Annotated in this window: 11 protein-coding genes; 3 read left to right on the top strand and 8 right to left on the bottom strand. The window is 60.2% G+C overall.

Annotated elements, in window-relative coordinates:
- Positions 1-20: 20 nt before the first annotated feature.
- The 7 genes from KGB18_RS13860 to KGB18_RS13890 all read right to left on the bottom strand — a co-directional run bounded on the left by KGB18_RS13860 (position 21) and on the right by KGB18_RS13890 (position 11249).
- Positions 21-1550 carry a DHA2 family efflux MFS transporter permease subunit gene (locus KGB18_RS13860; RefSeq protein WP_123722004.1) on the bottom strand — a complete coding sequence of 510 codons (1530 nt, stop codon included), beginning with the start codon at positions 1548-1550 and terminating at the stop codon, positions 21-23.
- 189 nt (positions 1551-1739) lie between these two features.
- Positions 1740-2942, bottom strand: coding sequence for an HlyD family efflux transporter periplasmic adaptor subunit (locus KGB18_RS13865; RefSeq protein ID WP_223570116.1), 1203 nt, complete (start codon positions 2940-2942; stop codon positions 1740-1742).
- 15 nt (positions 2943-2957) lie between these two features.
- A complete protein-coding gene (locus tag KGB18_RS13870; RefSeq protein ID WP_123722002.1) occupies positions 2958-4427 on the bottom strand; it encodes an efflux transporter outer membrane subunit in 1470 nt (489 codons plus the stop codon).
- Positions 4417-4896 (bottom strand): MarR family winged helix-turn-helix transcriptional regulator, encoded by a 480-nt coding sequence (locus KGB18_RS13875; protein ID WP_038982469.1) that lies wholly within the window; start codon positions 4894-4896, stop codon positions 4417-4419. Before KGB18_RS13875 ends, KGB18_RS13870 begins: the two co-directional genes overlap by 11 nt.
- A gap of 238 nt (positions 4897-5134) precedes the next feature.
- Positions 5135-8809 (bottom strand): translocation/assembly module TamB domain-containing protein, encoded by a 3675-nt coding sequence (locus KGB18_RS13880; RefSeq protein ID WP_223570117.1) that lies wholly within the window; start codon positions 8807-8809, stop codon positions 5135-5137.
- The gene (locus KGB18_RS13885) at positions 8806-10533 is read right to left on the bottom strand and encodes an autotransporter assembly complex protein TamA (RefSeq protein ID WP_123722000.1); all 1728 of its coding nucleotides are present in this window, start codon (positions 10531-10533) and stop codon (positions 8806-8808) included. Before KGB18_RS13885 ends, KGB18_RS13880 begins: the two co-directional genes overlap by 4 nt.
- Before the next feature lie 65 nt (positions 10534-10598).
- The gene (locus KGB18_RS13890; RefSeq protein ID WP_123721999.1) at positions 10599-11249 is read right to left on the bottom strand and encodes a GNAT family N-acetyltransferase; all 651 of its coding nucleotides are present in this window, start codon (positions 11247-11249) and stop codon (positions 10599-10601) included.
- A gap of 332 nt (positions 11250-11581) precedes the next feature.
- Here KGB18_RS13890 and xthA point away from each other — a divergent pair, with 332 nt between their 5' ends.
- Both xthA and KGB18_RS13900 read left to right on the top strand, forming a co-directional pair.
- Positions 11582-12394 (top strand): exodeoxyribonuclease III, encoded by an 813-nt coding sequence (xthA, locus tag KGB18_RS13895; protein ID WP_123721998.1) that lies wholly within the window; start codon positions 11582-11584, stop codon positions 12392-12394.
- Positions 12395-12546: 152 nt separating this feature from the next.
- The gene (locus tag KGB18_RS13900) at positions 12547-13887 is read left to right on the top strand and encodes a substrate-binding domain-containing protein (protein ID WP_223570118.1); all 1341 of its coding nucleotides are present in this window, start codon (positions 12547-12549) and stop codon (positions 13885-13887) included.
- A gap of 263 nt (positions 13888-14150) precedes the next feature.
- Here KGB18_RS13900 and KGB18_RS13905 read toward each other — a convergent pair whose 3' ends face one another.
- On the bottom strand, positions 14151-15380 hold the full coding sequence (locus KGB18_RS13905) for an acyl-CoA dehydrogenase (protein ID WP_030130892.1): 1230 nt from the start codon (positions 15378-15380) through the stop codon (positions 14151-14153).
- A 169-nt stretch (positions 15381-15549) separates the two neighbouring features.
- On the opposite strand from KGB18_RS13905, the gene KGB18_RS13910 reads away from it, so the two are divergent.
- Positions 15550-16479 (top strand): LysR family transcriptional regulator, encoded by a 930-nt coding sequence (locus KGB18_RS13910; protein ID WP_123720450.1) that lies wholly within the window; start codon positions 15550-15552, stop codon positions 16477-16479.
- Positions 16480-16604 lie beyond the last annotated feature (125 nt).

The raw sequence follows: 16604 nt of genomic DNA on the forward strand, positions 1-16604 counted from the left end.
CACAGGGGTTTGTGTTTATCTCAATGACCGGTAGCAGCAGGTCCCGCCTTCGCCGCAAACGGCGGTTTCGCCAGCCACACCAGCAGAATCAACCCCATGAACGCCCACCCCAGCAACGTGAAGTAATCAACGGTGGAGAGCATGTACGCCTGGCTGGTCAGCACATGATCCAGCTGCGCGTAAGCCGGGTTACCCGCCCCGCCCAACGCATTCAAGGCATCCCGGGTCGCCGGCTCATACGTGGTGATGCTTTCACTCAAATACGCATGGTGCTGATCGGCGCGACGAATCCAGATCCAGGTGGTCAACGATGCCGCAAAACTACCGCCCAAGGTCCGCAGGAACGTCGCAAGGCCCGCACCATCGGCAATCTGGCTCGGTGGCAAATCCGACATCAAAATGCTCAAGGTCGGCATGAAGAACAGCGCCACGCCAATGCCCATGAACAGCTGCACCAAAGCGATGTGCTGGAAGTCCACTTCATTGGTAAACCCGGCACGCATGAAGCAACTCAAGCCAATGCACAGGAACGCGCCACCGGCCAGCAGTCGCAGGTCGAACCTGTGCGCGTACTTGCCGACAAACGGCGACAGCAACACCGGCAGAATGCCGATCGGTGCCACTGCCAATCCGGCCCAGGTGGCGGTGTAGCCCATCTGGGTTTGCAGCCATTGCGGCAGTATCAGGTTGATCCCGAAGAACCCGGCGTAACCCAACACCAACACAATGGTGCCGATGCGGAAATTGCGGTAAGCGAACAGCCGCAGGTTGACCACCGGGTGTTTGTCGGTCATTTCCCAGATCACGAACACCGCCAGTGCTATCACCGAAATAGCCGCGCCGATCAGGATGAAATTCGATTCGAACCAGTCCAGGTCATTGCCTTTGTCGAGGATCACCTGCAGCGCGCCGACGCCAATAATCAAAGTGATCAACCCCACGTAATCCATCGGCTGGTAACTGGTCACCACCGGCCGCGTCTTGAGCTGCGAGCGCACGACCATGACCGCAAAAACACCGATCGGCACGTTGATAAAGAAAATCCACGGCCAGCTGTAGCTGTCAGTGATCCAACCGCCGAGGATCGGACCGGCAATCGGCGCCACCACCGTGACCATCGCCAGCAACGCCAGGGCCATGCCTCGCCTGGCGGGCGGATAGACGGCAATCAACAGCGTCTGTGTCATCGGATACAAAGGCCCGGCCACCAGGCCTTGAAGCACCCGAAAGCCGATCAGCTCCGGCATCGAGGTCGAGATACCGCAGAGAAACGAGGCCAGCACGAACAGCATCGTTGCCCAGAGAAACAGCTTCACCTCACCAAAGCGCCGGCTGAGCCAACCGGTCAGCGGCAGCGCAATGGCGTTGCTTACGGCAAACGAGGTGATGACCCAGGTGCCCTGCTCCGAGCTCACGCCCAGGTTGCCGGAAATCGTCGGCAAGGCCACGTTGGCGATGGTGGTGTCGAGCACCTGCATGAAGGTCGCCAGCGACAGGCCGATGGTGCTGAGCAGCAGGCTGGGCGGCGTGAAAGACGCGTTATTGCTCATCGCAAATCCTTTGAAACCTGATTGGCGCAGCGCCTGTTACTGACGCAGCTGACCTTGTGGGAGCGAGCTTTTGTGGCGAGGGGGCTTGCCCCCGTTGGGTCGCGAAGCGGCCCCAAAAGCTTTGCGACTGCTTCGCAGCCGAGCGGGAGCAAGCTCCCTCGCCACAAAGGCTCGCTCCCAGGGTCGGTGTCAGCGTTGCGCGGTTTTACTGACCGCTGCGCTGTTGTCGTGGATCAGCTGGGTGATCATCGCATCGGCCTCGGCCAACTGACGGTCGTAGATGCCGGTGCTGAACGAAGCCTTTTGCGGCGGCTGTTGCGCCAGCACCGGACCGCTCTGGTCACGCAGGTTCACATCGACCTGAGTCGACAGGCCGACCCGCAATGGGTGCTTGGCCAGCTCTTCGGCATTGATGTGAATCCGCACCGGCACCCGCTGGACGATCTTGATCCAGTTACCGGTGGCGTTCTGCGCCGGCAGCAAGGCAAACGCGCTGCCCGTCCCGGCGCCGAGGCTGTCGATGGTGCCGCTGTATTTGACGTCGCTGCCGTAGAGGTCGGCCTCGATGTCCACCGGCTGACCGATGCGCATGTCACGCAGTTGGGTTTCCTTGAAGTTGGCGTCGATCCACAGCTGATCCAGCGGAATCACCGCCATCAGCGCGTTGCCCGGCTGGACCCGCTGGCCCAGTTGCACGCTGCGCTTGGCAACGTAACCGGTGACCGGTGCGATCAAGGTGCTGCGGGCATTGTTCAGGTACGCCTGACGCAATTGCGCGGCGGCGGACATCACGTCCGGGTGCGACGACACCACGGTGTCATCCACCAGCGCGCTGGTGGTCATGAGCTGTTGTTTGGCGTTGGCCAAGGCGTTTTGCGCCGAGGTCAGGTCGTCGCGAGCGTGGGACAGTTCTTCCTGGGAAATCGCCCCGCCAGCGGCGAGGTTTCTCCGGCGATTGAAGTTGTCCTGAGCCTTTTGCACTTCGGCCTGCTGCGCATTGACCTGGGCTTTCATGCCATCGACGTTGCTGTACAAGCCACGAACCTGGCGCACGGTGCGAGCCAGATTGGCCTGGGCACTTTGCAGACCGACTTCGGCGTCGTTCGGGTCAAAGTTAATCAGCACCTGGCCTTCGTGGACCAGATCGCCATCATCGGCGCCAATGCTGACCACGGTCCCGGTGACCAGCGGAGTGATTTCCACCACGTTGCCGTTCACATAGGCGTCGTCGGTGCTTTCATTCCAGCGACCGAAGAATTCGTGATAACTCCAGACGCCGAGCCCGGCGAGGATCACCACGATGGTTAGTACAAACAGCATCACTTTGCGTTTGCGTGGATTGCTCGTGTCTTGAGCGTTGTCAGGGGCTTGGGATGTATCGACAGTGGCCATGACGGGTACCTTGAATTAGTTGTGCTGCGTGGCTGGGGTTGCGTTGGCTGCGGTCAGGGTTTCGCCCTGGAAGCCGCCGCCCAGCGCTTGCATCAGTTGAATCGATAGGTCGATCTGCTCGGCATTCAGGTTGGCCAGCTGACGCTGGGCCTGGAGCAATTGCTGCTCGATGCTGAGCACGTCCAAGTAATTACCGATGCCGGAACCGTAGCGCTGGACCACGGTGTTGTAAGAATCCTGGGCAATGTCGGTGGCGTGCTGCTGGGCGCCGATTTGCCGGCCGATATCGCGCAACTGGTTGATGGTGTCACTGACATCGCCCAGGGCTTTCACCAGGCTTTTGTTGTACTGCGCCACCGCGAGGTCGTAATCGGCGTCGCGGGAATCGAGGTCAGCCCGCAGGCGGCCGCCGTCGAAAATCGGCACCGAGATCGTCGGCGCGACGTTGAAGAAGCGACTGGCGGAACCGAACATCGCATCACCCAGCAACGACTCCACACCCGCCGCCGCGCTCAGGTTGAGGTTGGGGTAGAACTGAGTCTTGCCCGCCGCGATGTTTTTGCTCGCGGCTTCAACCCGCCAGCGTGCCGCCACCAGGTCCGGACGACGACCCAGCAGTTCCGCCGGCAGCACCGACGGCAAAGCCACGGCGCTGGCCTGAAGAACTTTCGGTCGGGCGATTTCATTGCCGCGATCCGGGCCTTTGCCCAGCAGCACCGCCAAGGCGATTTTCGCGCTTTGCAGGCGTTTTTCGGCGTCGATCAGGCTGGCTTCGGCGCTGGCTTCCAGGCTTTCGGTCTGCTGAAACTGGTACTGACTGTCGATCCCCGAGCTCAGGCGACGCTGGCTGAGGTCGAGCATTTGTTGGGTGCGCTTGAGGTCTTCGCTGGCCAGGTCATGGATGATGTGCGCCTGCCCCAGATCGCTGTAGGCGCGGGCGACATCGGCGGACAAGGTCAGCTGCGCGGCCTGCTGATCGACTTCGGCGGCACGGGCCTGGCCCAATGCGGCTTCCCAGGCATCGCGCTGGCCGCCCCAAAGGTCGAAGTTGTAGTTGAAACTCGCACCGAGATTACGCACCGTGGAATAGGTGCCACCCTGCCCGCTCGGGTCCTGATCGCGAGCCAGACGCGAACGGCTGACGCCGGCGCTGGCATCGAGGGTCGGCATCCGCGCGGCGTCGGCGGCATAGGCAGCGGCGCTGGCCTGATGGGCGCGGGCGTCGGCGATCTGCATGTCCGGGCTGTCGTGCAGGGCTTCGCGGATCAAGCCGTCGAGTTGCGGATCGCCAAGGCTTTTCCACCAGTCGCTTTTCGGCCATGCCGCGGGCGACAGGGTCACGCCGTTGAGGGATTGCCCGGCCTTGAGATTTTTCGCATCGAGGCTGACGCCTTCGGTGGTCAGGCCGCTGTAACTGGCGCAACCGGCGAGGCTCATGGCCAACAGCACCAGGCTCAAGCCGGTACGCAGGCTTTTACTGTTCATTGCCACCTACCCGCAGCAGAGTGATCGAGTCACCCGCGGCTACCAGAATTTTCTTCAGGATTTGTTCCAGGGTTTTCAATTCTTCCGGGGTGATGGCGCCGGCCAGCTCATTCATGGCATCGGCGCCGATCTGCGGCAGCTGATCGGTCAGCTGCTGGCCCTGTTCGGTCAGCACCAACTGAACCTGACGCCGATCTGCCTCGGAGCGTTGGCGGGCGAGGAAACCTTTCTGTTCCAGACGATCGAGCATGCGGGTCATCGAACCGCTGTCCAGCGACAGATGACGGCACAGCTCGGCCGGGGTATCGACGCCGAACTGGGCCATGATGATCAGCACTTTGAACTGCGCGGCGGTGATGCCGTGGGGTTCCATGTGCGTGTCGATGATCCGGTCCTTGAGCAGCGCGGCGCGCCCGAGCAAAAGGCCGAGATGGCAATTATGGAAATCGTATGAGCTGAAATGTTTCATCTGACCACCAATTAGCTGCCTAGGCAGAGAATGTATGTCGAGATGTTACTGCCTAGGCAGAGAATGTCAACGCAATAGTTAGGTTGCTTTCTATTTAGTTGATAAATGGCGATGGTTTTTGCGGTGAACACTCTGACGCCATCGCGGGCAAGCCCGCTCCCACAAGGATCTCGCTGAACCTGTGGGAGCGGGCTTGCCCGCGATTGGGGCGATGCGGTATCTGGAAGAAAACGCGGGCCTAGAAATCCCGCTTGTAGAAGATGTCCAGCGAACTGGCCACGCCGCTGGCGGCTTCGAGGTAGACCTTTTTGCTCAGTTTGTAGCGCAAGGCAATGGTGTTGGCCGGCTCGAACACGCCGACGCCATAACGCAGGCTGAGTTTTTCCGAGATGTTGCCGCTGGCCACCACGGCGGTGTTGGCGCCGCTGCCTTGGGTATCAAGCTGAAAATCCTGAATCCCCAAGTCCTTGGCCAACCCGCTGGTCACCCCCGAACTGCCCATCAAACCCAACCCGAGGGCGGCCTGGGCGAGCATGTTGTTGTCTTCACCGGTGGTGCTCAGCGGACGCCCCAGCACCAGATACGACAAAGCCTGCTCCTGACTCATGGCCGGTTCGGAAAAGATCTGCGTGGTCGGCTGCTCGGCGCTGCCACTCAGGCGAATGCCGGCGATGATGTCGTCGGTCTGGCGAATCGCTTCGATATCGAGGTACGGCTGATCAATGGGACCTGCAAACAACAGGCGCGCCCGGCGCACCGTCAGTCGCTGACCGTAGGCGCGATAACGCCCGTCGTTGAGCCAGAGCTCGCCTCGGGTGTCCATGTTGTCACCGATGTGCACTTGACCTTGCAGGTTGGCGGTCAGGCCGAATCCAGCAAAGCTGAGTTTGTCCTGCCCGACCACCACATCGATGTCCATCGCCATGGCCATCGGCGGTTTACCTTCTTCGGTCTGCTGACCGACGATCACCGTGTCATCGGAGACCTTGACCGTCGACGGCGGCAGCTCGCGCACGGTGATTTCACCCTTGGGCACCAGCACTTTGCCGACGATTGCCAGTCTGTCGTCCTTCATGGAGATCTTCAGGTCCGGCGCGACTTCCAGCGCGGCGTAGGGTTCGACAGTGACCGGTAAGTGCGAGCCCTTGAGCGCCAGATCCACGACCAGCGCCTGACCCCAGGCGATGTTGCCATTGAGGCTGCCCTGCCCGGTCTTGCCGCTTTTCCAACCGCCGTTCAGTTGCACGGTTTCGCCGGCAATCACGGCTTGAAGTTGCAAGGCTTCGAGCGCCATCGGCAGTTCAGGCCCGGAGATTTCACCGTCGCGCAGCTCGAGGTTGCCATTGACCAGCGGCGCCAGCAGTCCGCCGGATAATGTGCCGCTGCCGCTCAAATGCCCGGTGAGTTTCTCGACCATCGGCACAAACGGCCGCGCCACCGACAAGTCCAGACCACTGAGGCGGAATGAACCGGTCAGCGGTTTGTTCTTCGGCAGCGGGTTGATCTGCGCCTGAACCATCAGTTCACCGAGTTTGCCGCCGACAAAATTGAGGTCGGTGTCGATGCGTTTCGGCGTGAGTTTGCTGGTGAGTTTCAGGGTCTGGTACGGGAAGTCCAGCCATTGCTCCTTCTCGCGCATACGCAAGGTGCCGCCACTGGCGTCGATGCTGATCTGGCCGTTCGGGCCGCTGGCCGGCAAGTCCAGTTGCAGGTCGGCGTTGAGCTTACCCTTCCAGGCAAAATCCTTCGGCAACCATTGCGCGAGGCTGTCGATGGGGAACTGCTTGAGGTGATAACGCAGCTTCGGCTCGGGCATCAAGCGCTGGTCTTCGCCGCACAGGCTGGCCGGGCCGGACATCCAGCAATGGGCGCCGAAGTTGATTTTGCCATCCGCCAGTCGCTCAAGCTTCGCCGGATTTTGCAGCTTCCAGTCCTGCCCGCCAGCCTGGATATCGCCACTGGCCAGACGCCCGCGCCAATTGCCCTTATCCAGCGTGCCGTCGAGACCGAGCGCCAGTTTCAGCTTCGGTCCTTGCAGGTCGAGGGCGAGTTTCTGGTTTTTGATGTCGCCCTGACCGCTGGCGGTCAACGTGCCCAGTGACGTGTCGCCGGTCTGAATGCCGCTGCCCTTGAGGTCGATCTTCGCCCGCTGGGCGCTGTCGAGGGTGGCGTCCAGATTGAGGCTTTGCAGGCGATTGTCTTCGAAGGCCAGTTGCGTGCCTTGCAGGCCGAGCTTGCCTTGTGGCGCTTTGAGCGTGCCGGCGACATCGACCCGGCCATTGAGCTGACCGCGCAATTGCGGCCAGAGCTGGGCCAGACGCGGCATCTTGATGTCGATCCGGCCGGCGAGTTTCTGTTGCAGGCTGCCCTGGCCATTGATGCTGTTGTCACCAAGGCGAATCTGCAACGCGCTGAGGTTCCATTGCTCGCCGCCGCCATCGGCCTTGGCTTGCAACACCGCCGGTTGCCCGCGCAGCTTGCCTTTCAAGTCCAGGTCGGCGGTCAGGCTAAGCGTTTCGTTCTTCATCTCACCTTTGCTGCGCAATGGCCCAGCCAAGGTGCCTGGCAACTCCGCGAGCCAGTACGCCGGGTTGATTGCCGAGAGGTCCAGCGCCGTATCCCAGGCGATACCGTCGGCAAACTGCAGATTCAGGTGCCCTTCGGCCTTGCCCTGCCCGGCTTCGAGTTTGAATTGCGGCAGGTGGATTTTGGTCAGATCGCCGCTGAACGGGCTGTTCAGACTGAACGCCCCGGCCGGGCCATCCAGTGCGGCTTTGAAGTTACCGATGTAGTTGCCGTCGGTGTAGGAGACTTCACCGTTGAAGCTGCGCAGCGCTACTTGCGGCTCGTCGATCAGCGGATAGAGACGGTGCCATGGAAAATCCAGCCAATCGATTTTTGCATCAAAACTCAGGCCTTTGCTCCAGTCCACTTTCCCGGTGAGCTTGAGGCTTTGTTTGTCGTTGGCCGTCAGATCAAGGCCGGCGATTTGCGCGCCCCTGGCGTCGACCTTGCCTTGCAGCACCAGCGCAACCGGGCCTTGCTCTGCGGGTAACGTGGCTTTGCCGAGCAACTGGTAACCGTTTTTCAGGTCGCCGTCGCCAGTGAGTTCCAGTTGATTGAGTTGCAAGGTATCCGGTAGATCGGTGCTGGCCTTGAAGCCGTCGGCGGTGATGCGCACTTTGGCCGGCAGGTTTTCCGCCAGCGGTTGCAGCTCGCCAGTGAGTTGGCCGTTCAGGTAGCCGCTGCTGTCGGCTTTCAAGTTCAGGGTTTTCAGCAGATCACCGTCGACCTTCAGGGCCAGTGCCCATGGTTCGGTACCCGGCGACGGCAGGGTCAGTTTGCCTTCAGCGGTCAGCGGCCAGTTACCGCTCGGTTGCAACAGACCGGACAGGTTCAGACTCAGTTCATCACGCTGCAAGTGCACCGAGTCGATCTGCAAACCCTTCTCGGTCCAGTGCGCCGCCAGTTGCAGCCCCTTGAGTTCTTCACTGCCGTTGAACAGCAGGCGGCCGATTTTGACGTCACCCAATTCGATGGCCAGCGGCAATTTCAAGTCCGGGAGACTGATCGGGCCGCTGCTTTCCTCTTCCACGCCCGGCGGGAGTTGCAGGCTGACCTGCTCGGCCTGCAATTGCTCGATGCACAACGTCATGCGCATCAGGCACAGCGGCGACCAGGCAAAAATTGCTTTGTTCAGCTCAACCCGGCTGCTGTCCTGCTGCCACACCAGATGATCGGCGCTCCACTGCCCACCCAAACGGCCCTGGAAATTTTCCACGGTCAAACCCGGCACAAACCCGAGTGCCCAGCGACTGCCCGTCGGAGTGCCCAGCACGGCGACCAGTGTCAGCACGATCAGCATCAGCAGCGCCGGAATCGCTAGCAGCGTTATTTTCAAACCACGCTTCACAGCTCAGGCCCCATGGAAAAGTGCAGTCGAATGCCGCCGTCGTCGTCCATCGCGTGGGCCAGGTCGAGGCGAATCGGCCCCACCGGCGAAACCCAGCGTACGCCGATACCGACACCCGTCTTCAGGTTCGGCAGTTCGAGTGTGTTGAAGGAGTTGCCCTGGTCGATGAAGGTAGCGACCCGCCATTTTTCGGCGACAGAGTATTGATACTCGACGCTGCCGGCCACCATGTAGCGGCCACCGATACGGTCGCCATCGGAGTTTTCCGGGGACAGGCTCTGGTAATCGTAACCGCGCACGCTCTGATCGCCACCGGCGAAGAAGCGCAAGGACGGCGGCACCGATTTGTAGCCGTTGGTGGCACTGCCGCCGACCTGCACCCGACCGAGCAAGCGGTGTTTGTCGAAGACCGTGGTCAGGCCTTTGACCAGCGCCGTACCGTAGACCAGGTTGGTGTCCGAACCCAATCCTTCCTTGGCGACTTTGGTTTCGAATTGCAGGCGATAGCCGTTGTGCGGATCGATGCGGTTGTCGCTTTTCAGGTAGGAATAGCTCACGCCGGGCATCAGTAAGGTGCTGAGCCCCGAATCGTCACCGAGTTTGTATTCCTCGCGTTGCCACTTGAGCGACACCACCCGCTGCCAGCCGCTGGGCAACTTGCTGTGCCACTCGGGGCCGAGGGTCAGCAGTTTGCTGAGGGTATCGGTGCCAGAGATTTCTTCATATTGATAACCACCGGCAAAGCGCAGTTTGTCGGTCAATGGTGGGTCCAGCGGAACGTCGTAAAACAGCCCGACGTTCTGCCGTGGCGCCGAAATCTCGGCTTCCCAGCCGTAACTGTGCCCTTGGGGATTGACCCAATGCCGGGTCCAGTTGGCTTTGACCCGTGGACCGACGTCGGTGGAAAAGCCCAGACCGAGGCCCATGGTCCTTGGCTTGCGGGTTTCCAGTTTGACCGCCACCGGGATCACGTCGTCCTTGGACGCGGTCGGTGCCGCATCCACGCGCACGCCCTCGAAATAGCCGCTCGATTGCAGCGCCTGATTGAGTTCGGCGATCAGTTCGGAGTCATAGGGCGTGCCGGCCTTGAACGGCACCATGCGTTGCAGCAGGTCTTCGTCGAATGGCGTATCGCCTTCAAAACTGACCTTACCCAGCGCATAGCGCGGGCCGCTGTCGTAGATCAATTCGATGTCGGCGACGCCGGCACGCGGGTCCACCAAGAGTTTCTGGCGGGTGAAGCGCCCACTGAAAAAACCGTAGCGCGAGGCCTGGTTCTGGATCAACCGCTTGGCGTCCTCGTAACGGCCGTGGTTGAGCACCGCGCCGGGTTTCAGTAGATCGCTTTGGGGTACACGGAAGGATTTGAACGAGGCCGCCGGGCCTTCGATGCGCACCGTGACATTGCGCAAATGGATTGGCTCACCGGGCTCGATGTTCAGCACCAGGCGCGGTGTCTTGCCGCCCTTCACGTCGCTGTCGATTTGCGGCTGGTAATAGCCCAAAGCCTGGGCGGCCTTGCGCGCCTGTTCTTCGGCGCCACGACTGAAGCGCAGCAAGGCTTCTTCATCGCGATCGCCGAGGCTACCGATATAGCCCTCTATATTGGCCTTCAGTTCATCGTTGGACGGTTTGATCCGCACATCCAATTCACTTTGCGCCAGCGCCGCGCAGCTGGAGATCAGCATCAGCACGCCACTGGTAAATCTTCGTGGAAACTTCATAGGCGCGGATGCTATCACGAGCTTGGGAGCGTGATAGAGCCTGGCGTGCGCTGAAAGTTCTACCGTTATGCTGTTGCCGTTTGTAACACCTGCGGATTCGCGTGAAAAAACACGTGTTCAAGAATCGGTCCTACTGCCACTTCGCCGATTTCCTCATAGCCCTGACGCTTATAGAACTCCAGATAACGAGGATTCCCGGTGTCGAGGATCACGCCTTGGGAGTGTTCATCGACCGCGCACCAGTTGTGCACCGCTTGCAGCAATTGTTCGCCGAAGTGCTTGCCCTGGAATTGCGGATGAACCCCCAGCAATGGCAAAACGTGTACCGAATCGGACGGCACGCACGCCATTACGGCGGCGTGGTAATCGAGGTAGCGTCGGGTGCAACGAAACCCGGTGCTGAGCACCATCCGCAAGCGCCAGGCCCAGCTTTCGGTGATACCCAAGCGGCGTTGCGGCGGTGCGATCAGGGCGATGCCGATCAAACGGTCATTCACCAGCAGGCCGATGGCTGGCAAATCCTGCAAAAAGTGCTGTTTGACCAGTTCGCGCACCGTTGCCCTTACCCGTTGTTCATAACCAGGGCGCTCGGCCTCGAACAGGTAGCCGAACGTCGGCTCGTGCCGGTACGCCTGGTACAACAGGGAACGTGCTTCGCGGGAATAGCCGCTGTCGAGCATGTGAATATCGGCGATGACAGTCGAGGTTTCGGGCATAACGGTAGATCTCCCCTGGGCGCGGCTCAGAAGGCCGCGTTCTTATTGGTACGAGCCTTTGGGTGGCGTCACAGTTCCCCAGACAAAGGTATAGACCAAGCCAGGATCTTCATCGACTGAACTGACGCCTTCGCGGGCAAGCCACGCTCCCACAGTATCCGTGGCGCTCATAGATTTTGTGTACGCCACGGACACTGTGGGAGCGGGCTTGCCCGCGAAGAGGCCCGATTTGCCAACACATCTCTGACAGAACACAACGAATCCCCTCACCCCAAGGCTGGCCCCATTCCTACATGTCAGCTAGCATCGCACTTTTGCCAGGACTGCCGACCATGAAGATCGTCTCCTTCAACATCAACGGGCTGCGCGCTCGCCCGCATCAGCTGGCGGCGCTGATTGAGAAACATCAACCAGATGTGATCGGATTGCAGGAAACCAAGGTCCACGACGACCAGTTTCCCCTGGCCGAGGTTCAGGCACTGGGTTATCACGTGCATTTCCATGGGCAAAAAGGCCACTACGGCGTAGCCCTGCTCTCGCGCCAGGAACCGATTGCCTTGTACAAAGGTTTCACCACTGACGAAGAAGACGCTCAGCGACGCTTCATCTGGGGCACTTTCGCCGACACCAATGGCGTGCCGGTAACCATCATGAACGGCTATTTCCCACAGGGCGAAAGTCGCGATCACCCTACCAAGTTCCCAGCCAAGGAACGTTTCTACAGCGATTTGCAGCAGTTGCTGGAAAGCCAGTTCAGCAACGAGCAGCCGATTGTGGTGATGGGCGATGTGAATATTTCCCCGGAAGACTGCGACATCGGCATCGGCCCGGACAACATGAAACGCTGGCTGAAAACCGGCAAATGCAGCTTCCTGCCCGAAGAACGCGAATGGATGGCCCGCCTGAAGAATTGGGGCCTGGTGGACAGTTTCCGTCACTTGAACCCGGACGTTGCCGACCGTTTCAGTTGGTTCGACTACCGCAGCCGTGGTTTTGAGGATGAGCCCAAGCGCGGGCTGCGGATTGACCTGATCATGGCGTCCCATGGGTTGTTGCCGCGAGTGAAGGATGCCGGCGTGGATTACGATCTGCGCGGGATGGAAAAGCCTTCCGATCATGCGCCGATCTGGCTTGAGTTGAGCTAAAAGCAAAAGATCGCAGCCTTCGGCAGCTCCTACAGGATGTACGCCGACCCAGTGTAGGAGCTGCCGAAGGCTGCGATCTTTTGATCTGTCATCGTTCAGAAACCTTACTGACTTATTCTCCCGGCACTTTCCCAGGCTTATAAGGTGCCGGCATGACGCTGCGCGTGTTGTTTCTGTCGATGCTCGCCGCCCTGCTGCCGTTAACGGTATCGGCCGGCGACTTGCCGACGCCCGAACGTGGTCCGGTGCTGCGCATCCAGGGCTCCAACACTATTGGCGCGGCATTAGGCCCGACGCTGGTCGAGGGGTTGATGCGTGAACAGGGCCTGCTCAAGGTTCATCGCGAAGCCCCGGACAAAGCCAACGAACAACGCATCGTCGGCGAAACCGTTCAGGGACGCCGAGTCGAAGTGGAAGTCGCGGCCCACGGTTCCAGCACCGGGTTCAAAGCCCTGAAAAACGCCTCCGCCGATCTCGCGGCCTCTTCGCGCCCGATCAAGGACAGCGAACGGCTGGATCTTGAACCGCTGGGCGACCTGAAAAGCCCGGTTGCCGAGCAAGTCATCGCTATCGATGGTCTGGCAATCATCCTTCATCCGCACAATCCGCTGAAGCAACTCAACACCGTACAGCTGGCGCGAATCTTCAGCGGCGAAGCGAAAACCTGGGAAGAACTCGGCGGCACCGGCGGGACGATTCATCTCTATGCGCGGGATGATCAATCGGGTACCTATGACACGTTCAAGGAATTGGTCCTCAGCCCGCGTGGGAAAACCCTGAGCGGCAACGCGAAACGCTTCGAATCCAGCGAGCAATTGTCCGACGCGGTCAGTCTGGACCCGCAAGGTATCGGCTTCATCGGGTTGCCTTATGTGCGCCAGGCCAAAGCCGTGGCCATTGTCGATGGCGACTCCCAGGCCATGCTGCCGCTCAATAGCCTGATCGCGACGGAAGATTACCCGCTATCCCGTCGGCTGTTTTTTTACCTACCGCCGACCGGGAAAAATCCCTGGGCCAAGGCCTTGGTGAAGTTTGCCCAAAGCAGCAAAGGCCAGGCGATCGTCGCAACCAATGGCTTTATCGCACAGACTGTTCAGGCCATGGCGGTCACGCCGAATGCGTTGATGCCCGAGGGTTATCAGGCGCTCAGCCGTCATGCCCAGCGGCTGACGGTGAATTTCCGTTTCGAAGAAGGCAGCGCGACGCTGGACAACAAGGCCCGACAGGATCTGTCGCGGGTGCTCGACTATATAAAGCAGCACGACAAAACCAATCGGCAAGTGACGCTGGTAGGGTTTGGCGACGCCAAGAGCGACCCGGCACGGGCAGACTTGCTGTCGAAACTGCGGGCCATGGCGGTGCGGCGAGAGCTGGTGAAAAGCGGTGTGGTGTTTCGCGAGATTCGCGGTTTCGGCGCCGAGATGCCGGTGGCGACCAACAGCGGGGATGAGGGGCGGATCAAGAATCGGCGGGTTGAGGTTTGGGTGTATTGAATCTGATGTTGATGGGTTGAATGGGCTGACGCCATCGCGGGCAAGCCCGCTCCCACAGTTGCAGTGGTGTTCACAGATTTTGTGTACGACACGGACACTGTGGGAGCGGGCTTGCCCGCGATGAACGATGACGCGGTGCCTGTCAGTGCCCGCTGCGCGAAACCAGACAACCCGGTACATCTGAAACAACCGGGTTGCCGTATTTCAGGGCCGCTTCGCGCCCCAGCGGGAGCAAGCTCCCTCGCCACAAAAGCCCACCAGTCTTACTGCCCGCTACGCATCATCTCTTTCGGCACGTACTTGCCGATCTCGAACTTGCCGATCGCCGCGCGGTGCACTTCGTCCGGGCCGTCGGCCAGGCGCAGGGTGCGTTGCATGGCGTACATGTAGGCCAGCGGGAAATCGTTGGAAACCCCTGCCCCGCCATGGATCTGGATCGCCCGGTCGATCACCCGCAATGCCACGTTCGGGGCCACGACTTTGATCTGCGCGATTTCGCTCTTCGCCACCTTATTGCCAACGGTGTCCATCATGTACGCCGCTTTCAACGTTAGCAGGCGCGCCATGTCGATCTCCATCCGTGAGTCGGCGATTTTGTCGATGTTACCGCCCAGACGCGCCAAAGGTTTGCCGAACGCAGTGCGGTTGACCGCACGTTTGCACATCAGCTCCAACGCACGCTCGGCCATGCCGATCGAACGCATGCAGTGGTGAATCCGGCCTGGGCCGAGGCGACCTTGAGCAATTTCAAAGCCGCGTCCTTCACCCAACAAGACGTTTTCGTACGGCACCCGGACGTTTTCGAACAGTACTTCGGCGTGACCGTGAGGCGCGTCGTCATAACCGAACACTGGCAGCGGACGCACAATCTTCACGCCTGGGGTATCCACCGGCACCAGAATCATTGAGTGCTGCGCATGGCGCGGAGCATCCGGGTTGCTCAGGCCCATGAAGATCAAAATCTTGCAGCGTGGATCGCAGGCCCCTGAGGTCCACCATTTCTTGCCGTTGATCACCCATTCGTCGCCATCACGCACAGCGCGGGCGGCCATGTTGGTGGCGTCGGACGAGGCCACGTCCGGCTCGGTCATGGCGAACGCCGAGCGGATCTCGCCGCGCAACAGCGGTTCGAGCCAGCGTTGCTTCTGTTCTTCATTGGCGTAACGCACCAGCACTTCCATGTTGCCGGTGTCTGGCGCGGAGCAGTTGAACGGCTCAGGGCCCAGCAGCGAGCGGCCCATGATTTCCGCCAATGGCGCATATTCGAGGTTGGTCAGGCCGGCACCGAGTTCGGATTCAGGCAGAAACAAATTCCACAGGCCTTCAGCTTTGGCCTTGAGTTTGAGTTCTTCCATGATCGCCGTCGGCTGCCAGCGATCGCCCTCGGCGACCTGGCGTTCGAACACCGCCTCAGCGGGATAAACGTAGGTGTCCATGAACGCGGTTACGCGCTCACGCAGTTCTTGCACTTTGGGCGAATAAGCGAAATCCATGGGCAGCTACCTTCTTACTTAAGGGAGGTTGTTCAGGGCATGCATTCGATGCTAGAACAGCGCTGATAATTTACCTAGCCTATTCTCGGCGTGTATTAACATTCATCACCGATATATGATCGACTGATAGAGCCACCTTCCTAAAACAAGAAGCAGAGAGCGCAGCGCAATGAATCTGAGCAAGGTCGACCTCAACCTTTTCATCGTCTTCGACGCGATCTACACCGAAGCCAACCTGACTCGCGCCGGGCAAATTGTCGGCATTACTCAACCGGCAGTCTCGAACGCTCTGGCCCGCCTGCGCGAGACCTTCAACGATCCGCTTTTCGTGCGCACCGCCCAAGGCATGGTGCCCACGCCAATGGCGCAGAACATCATCGGCCCCGTACGCAACGCCCTCTCCTTGCTGCGTGTGTCGGTGCAGGAAAGCCGCATCTTCAACCCGTTGCAGGCGGTCAAGACCTACCGGATCAGCATGACCGACCTCACCGAAGCGGTGATCCTGCCGCCGCTGTTCCAGCGCCTGCGACGCTTGGCGCCGACGGTGATCATCGAAAGCTTCCTGTCCAAACGTCGTGAGACCACCAAGGAATTGGCCGCCGGTCGTCTCGATTTCGCGGTGGATGCGCCGCTCAACACTGACCCGCAGGTGCGTCACGTCAAGTTGATGGAGGACCGTTACGTGTGCGCCATGCGCAAGGGCCATCCGTTGGCGGGCAAAGAGAAATTCACCCTCGACGATTATCTGTCCCTGACCCACATCCATATCTCCAGCCGTCGCAGCGGTCTGGGTTATGTCGACCTGGCCCTGGGCAAAATGGGCATCCAGCGCAAAATCGCCCTGCGCTCCCAGCATTACCTGATGGCGTCCCAGGTGTTGCAGCAGACCGACATGGTCATGACCGTGCCGGAACGCTTCGCCCGTCGCCATGACTTGTACTCGGTGAACCTGCCGGTCAAAGAAGTTCCGCCGGTGGAAACTCACCTCTACTGGCACGAAAGCACTGACCAGGACCCGGCCAACCGGTGGATGCGCGAGCAGATGATCGAGTTGTGCCAACAGGTCACGGCGCATGAGAAGAAGTTCGATAAGGTGTAGGGCTTTTGACCGCGTCATCGTTCTTCGCGGGCAAGCCCGCTCCCACATTTGATCGCATTCCCCTGAGAGAACGCGGTCACCTGTGGGAGCGGGCTTGCTCGCGAAGAGGCCGGTGATACCAACGA

The sequence above is a fragment of the Pseudomonas sp. BF-R-26 genome, from assembly GCF_019947395.1.
Taxonomy (GTDB): Bacteria; Pseudomonadota; Gammaproteobacteria; order Pseudomonadales; family Pseudomonadaceae; genus Aquipseudomonas; species Aquipseudomonas farris.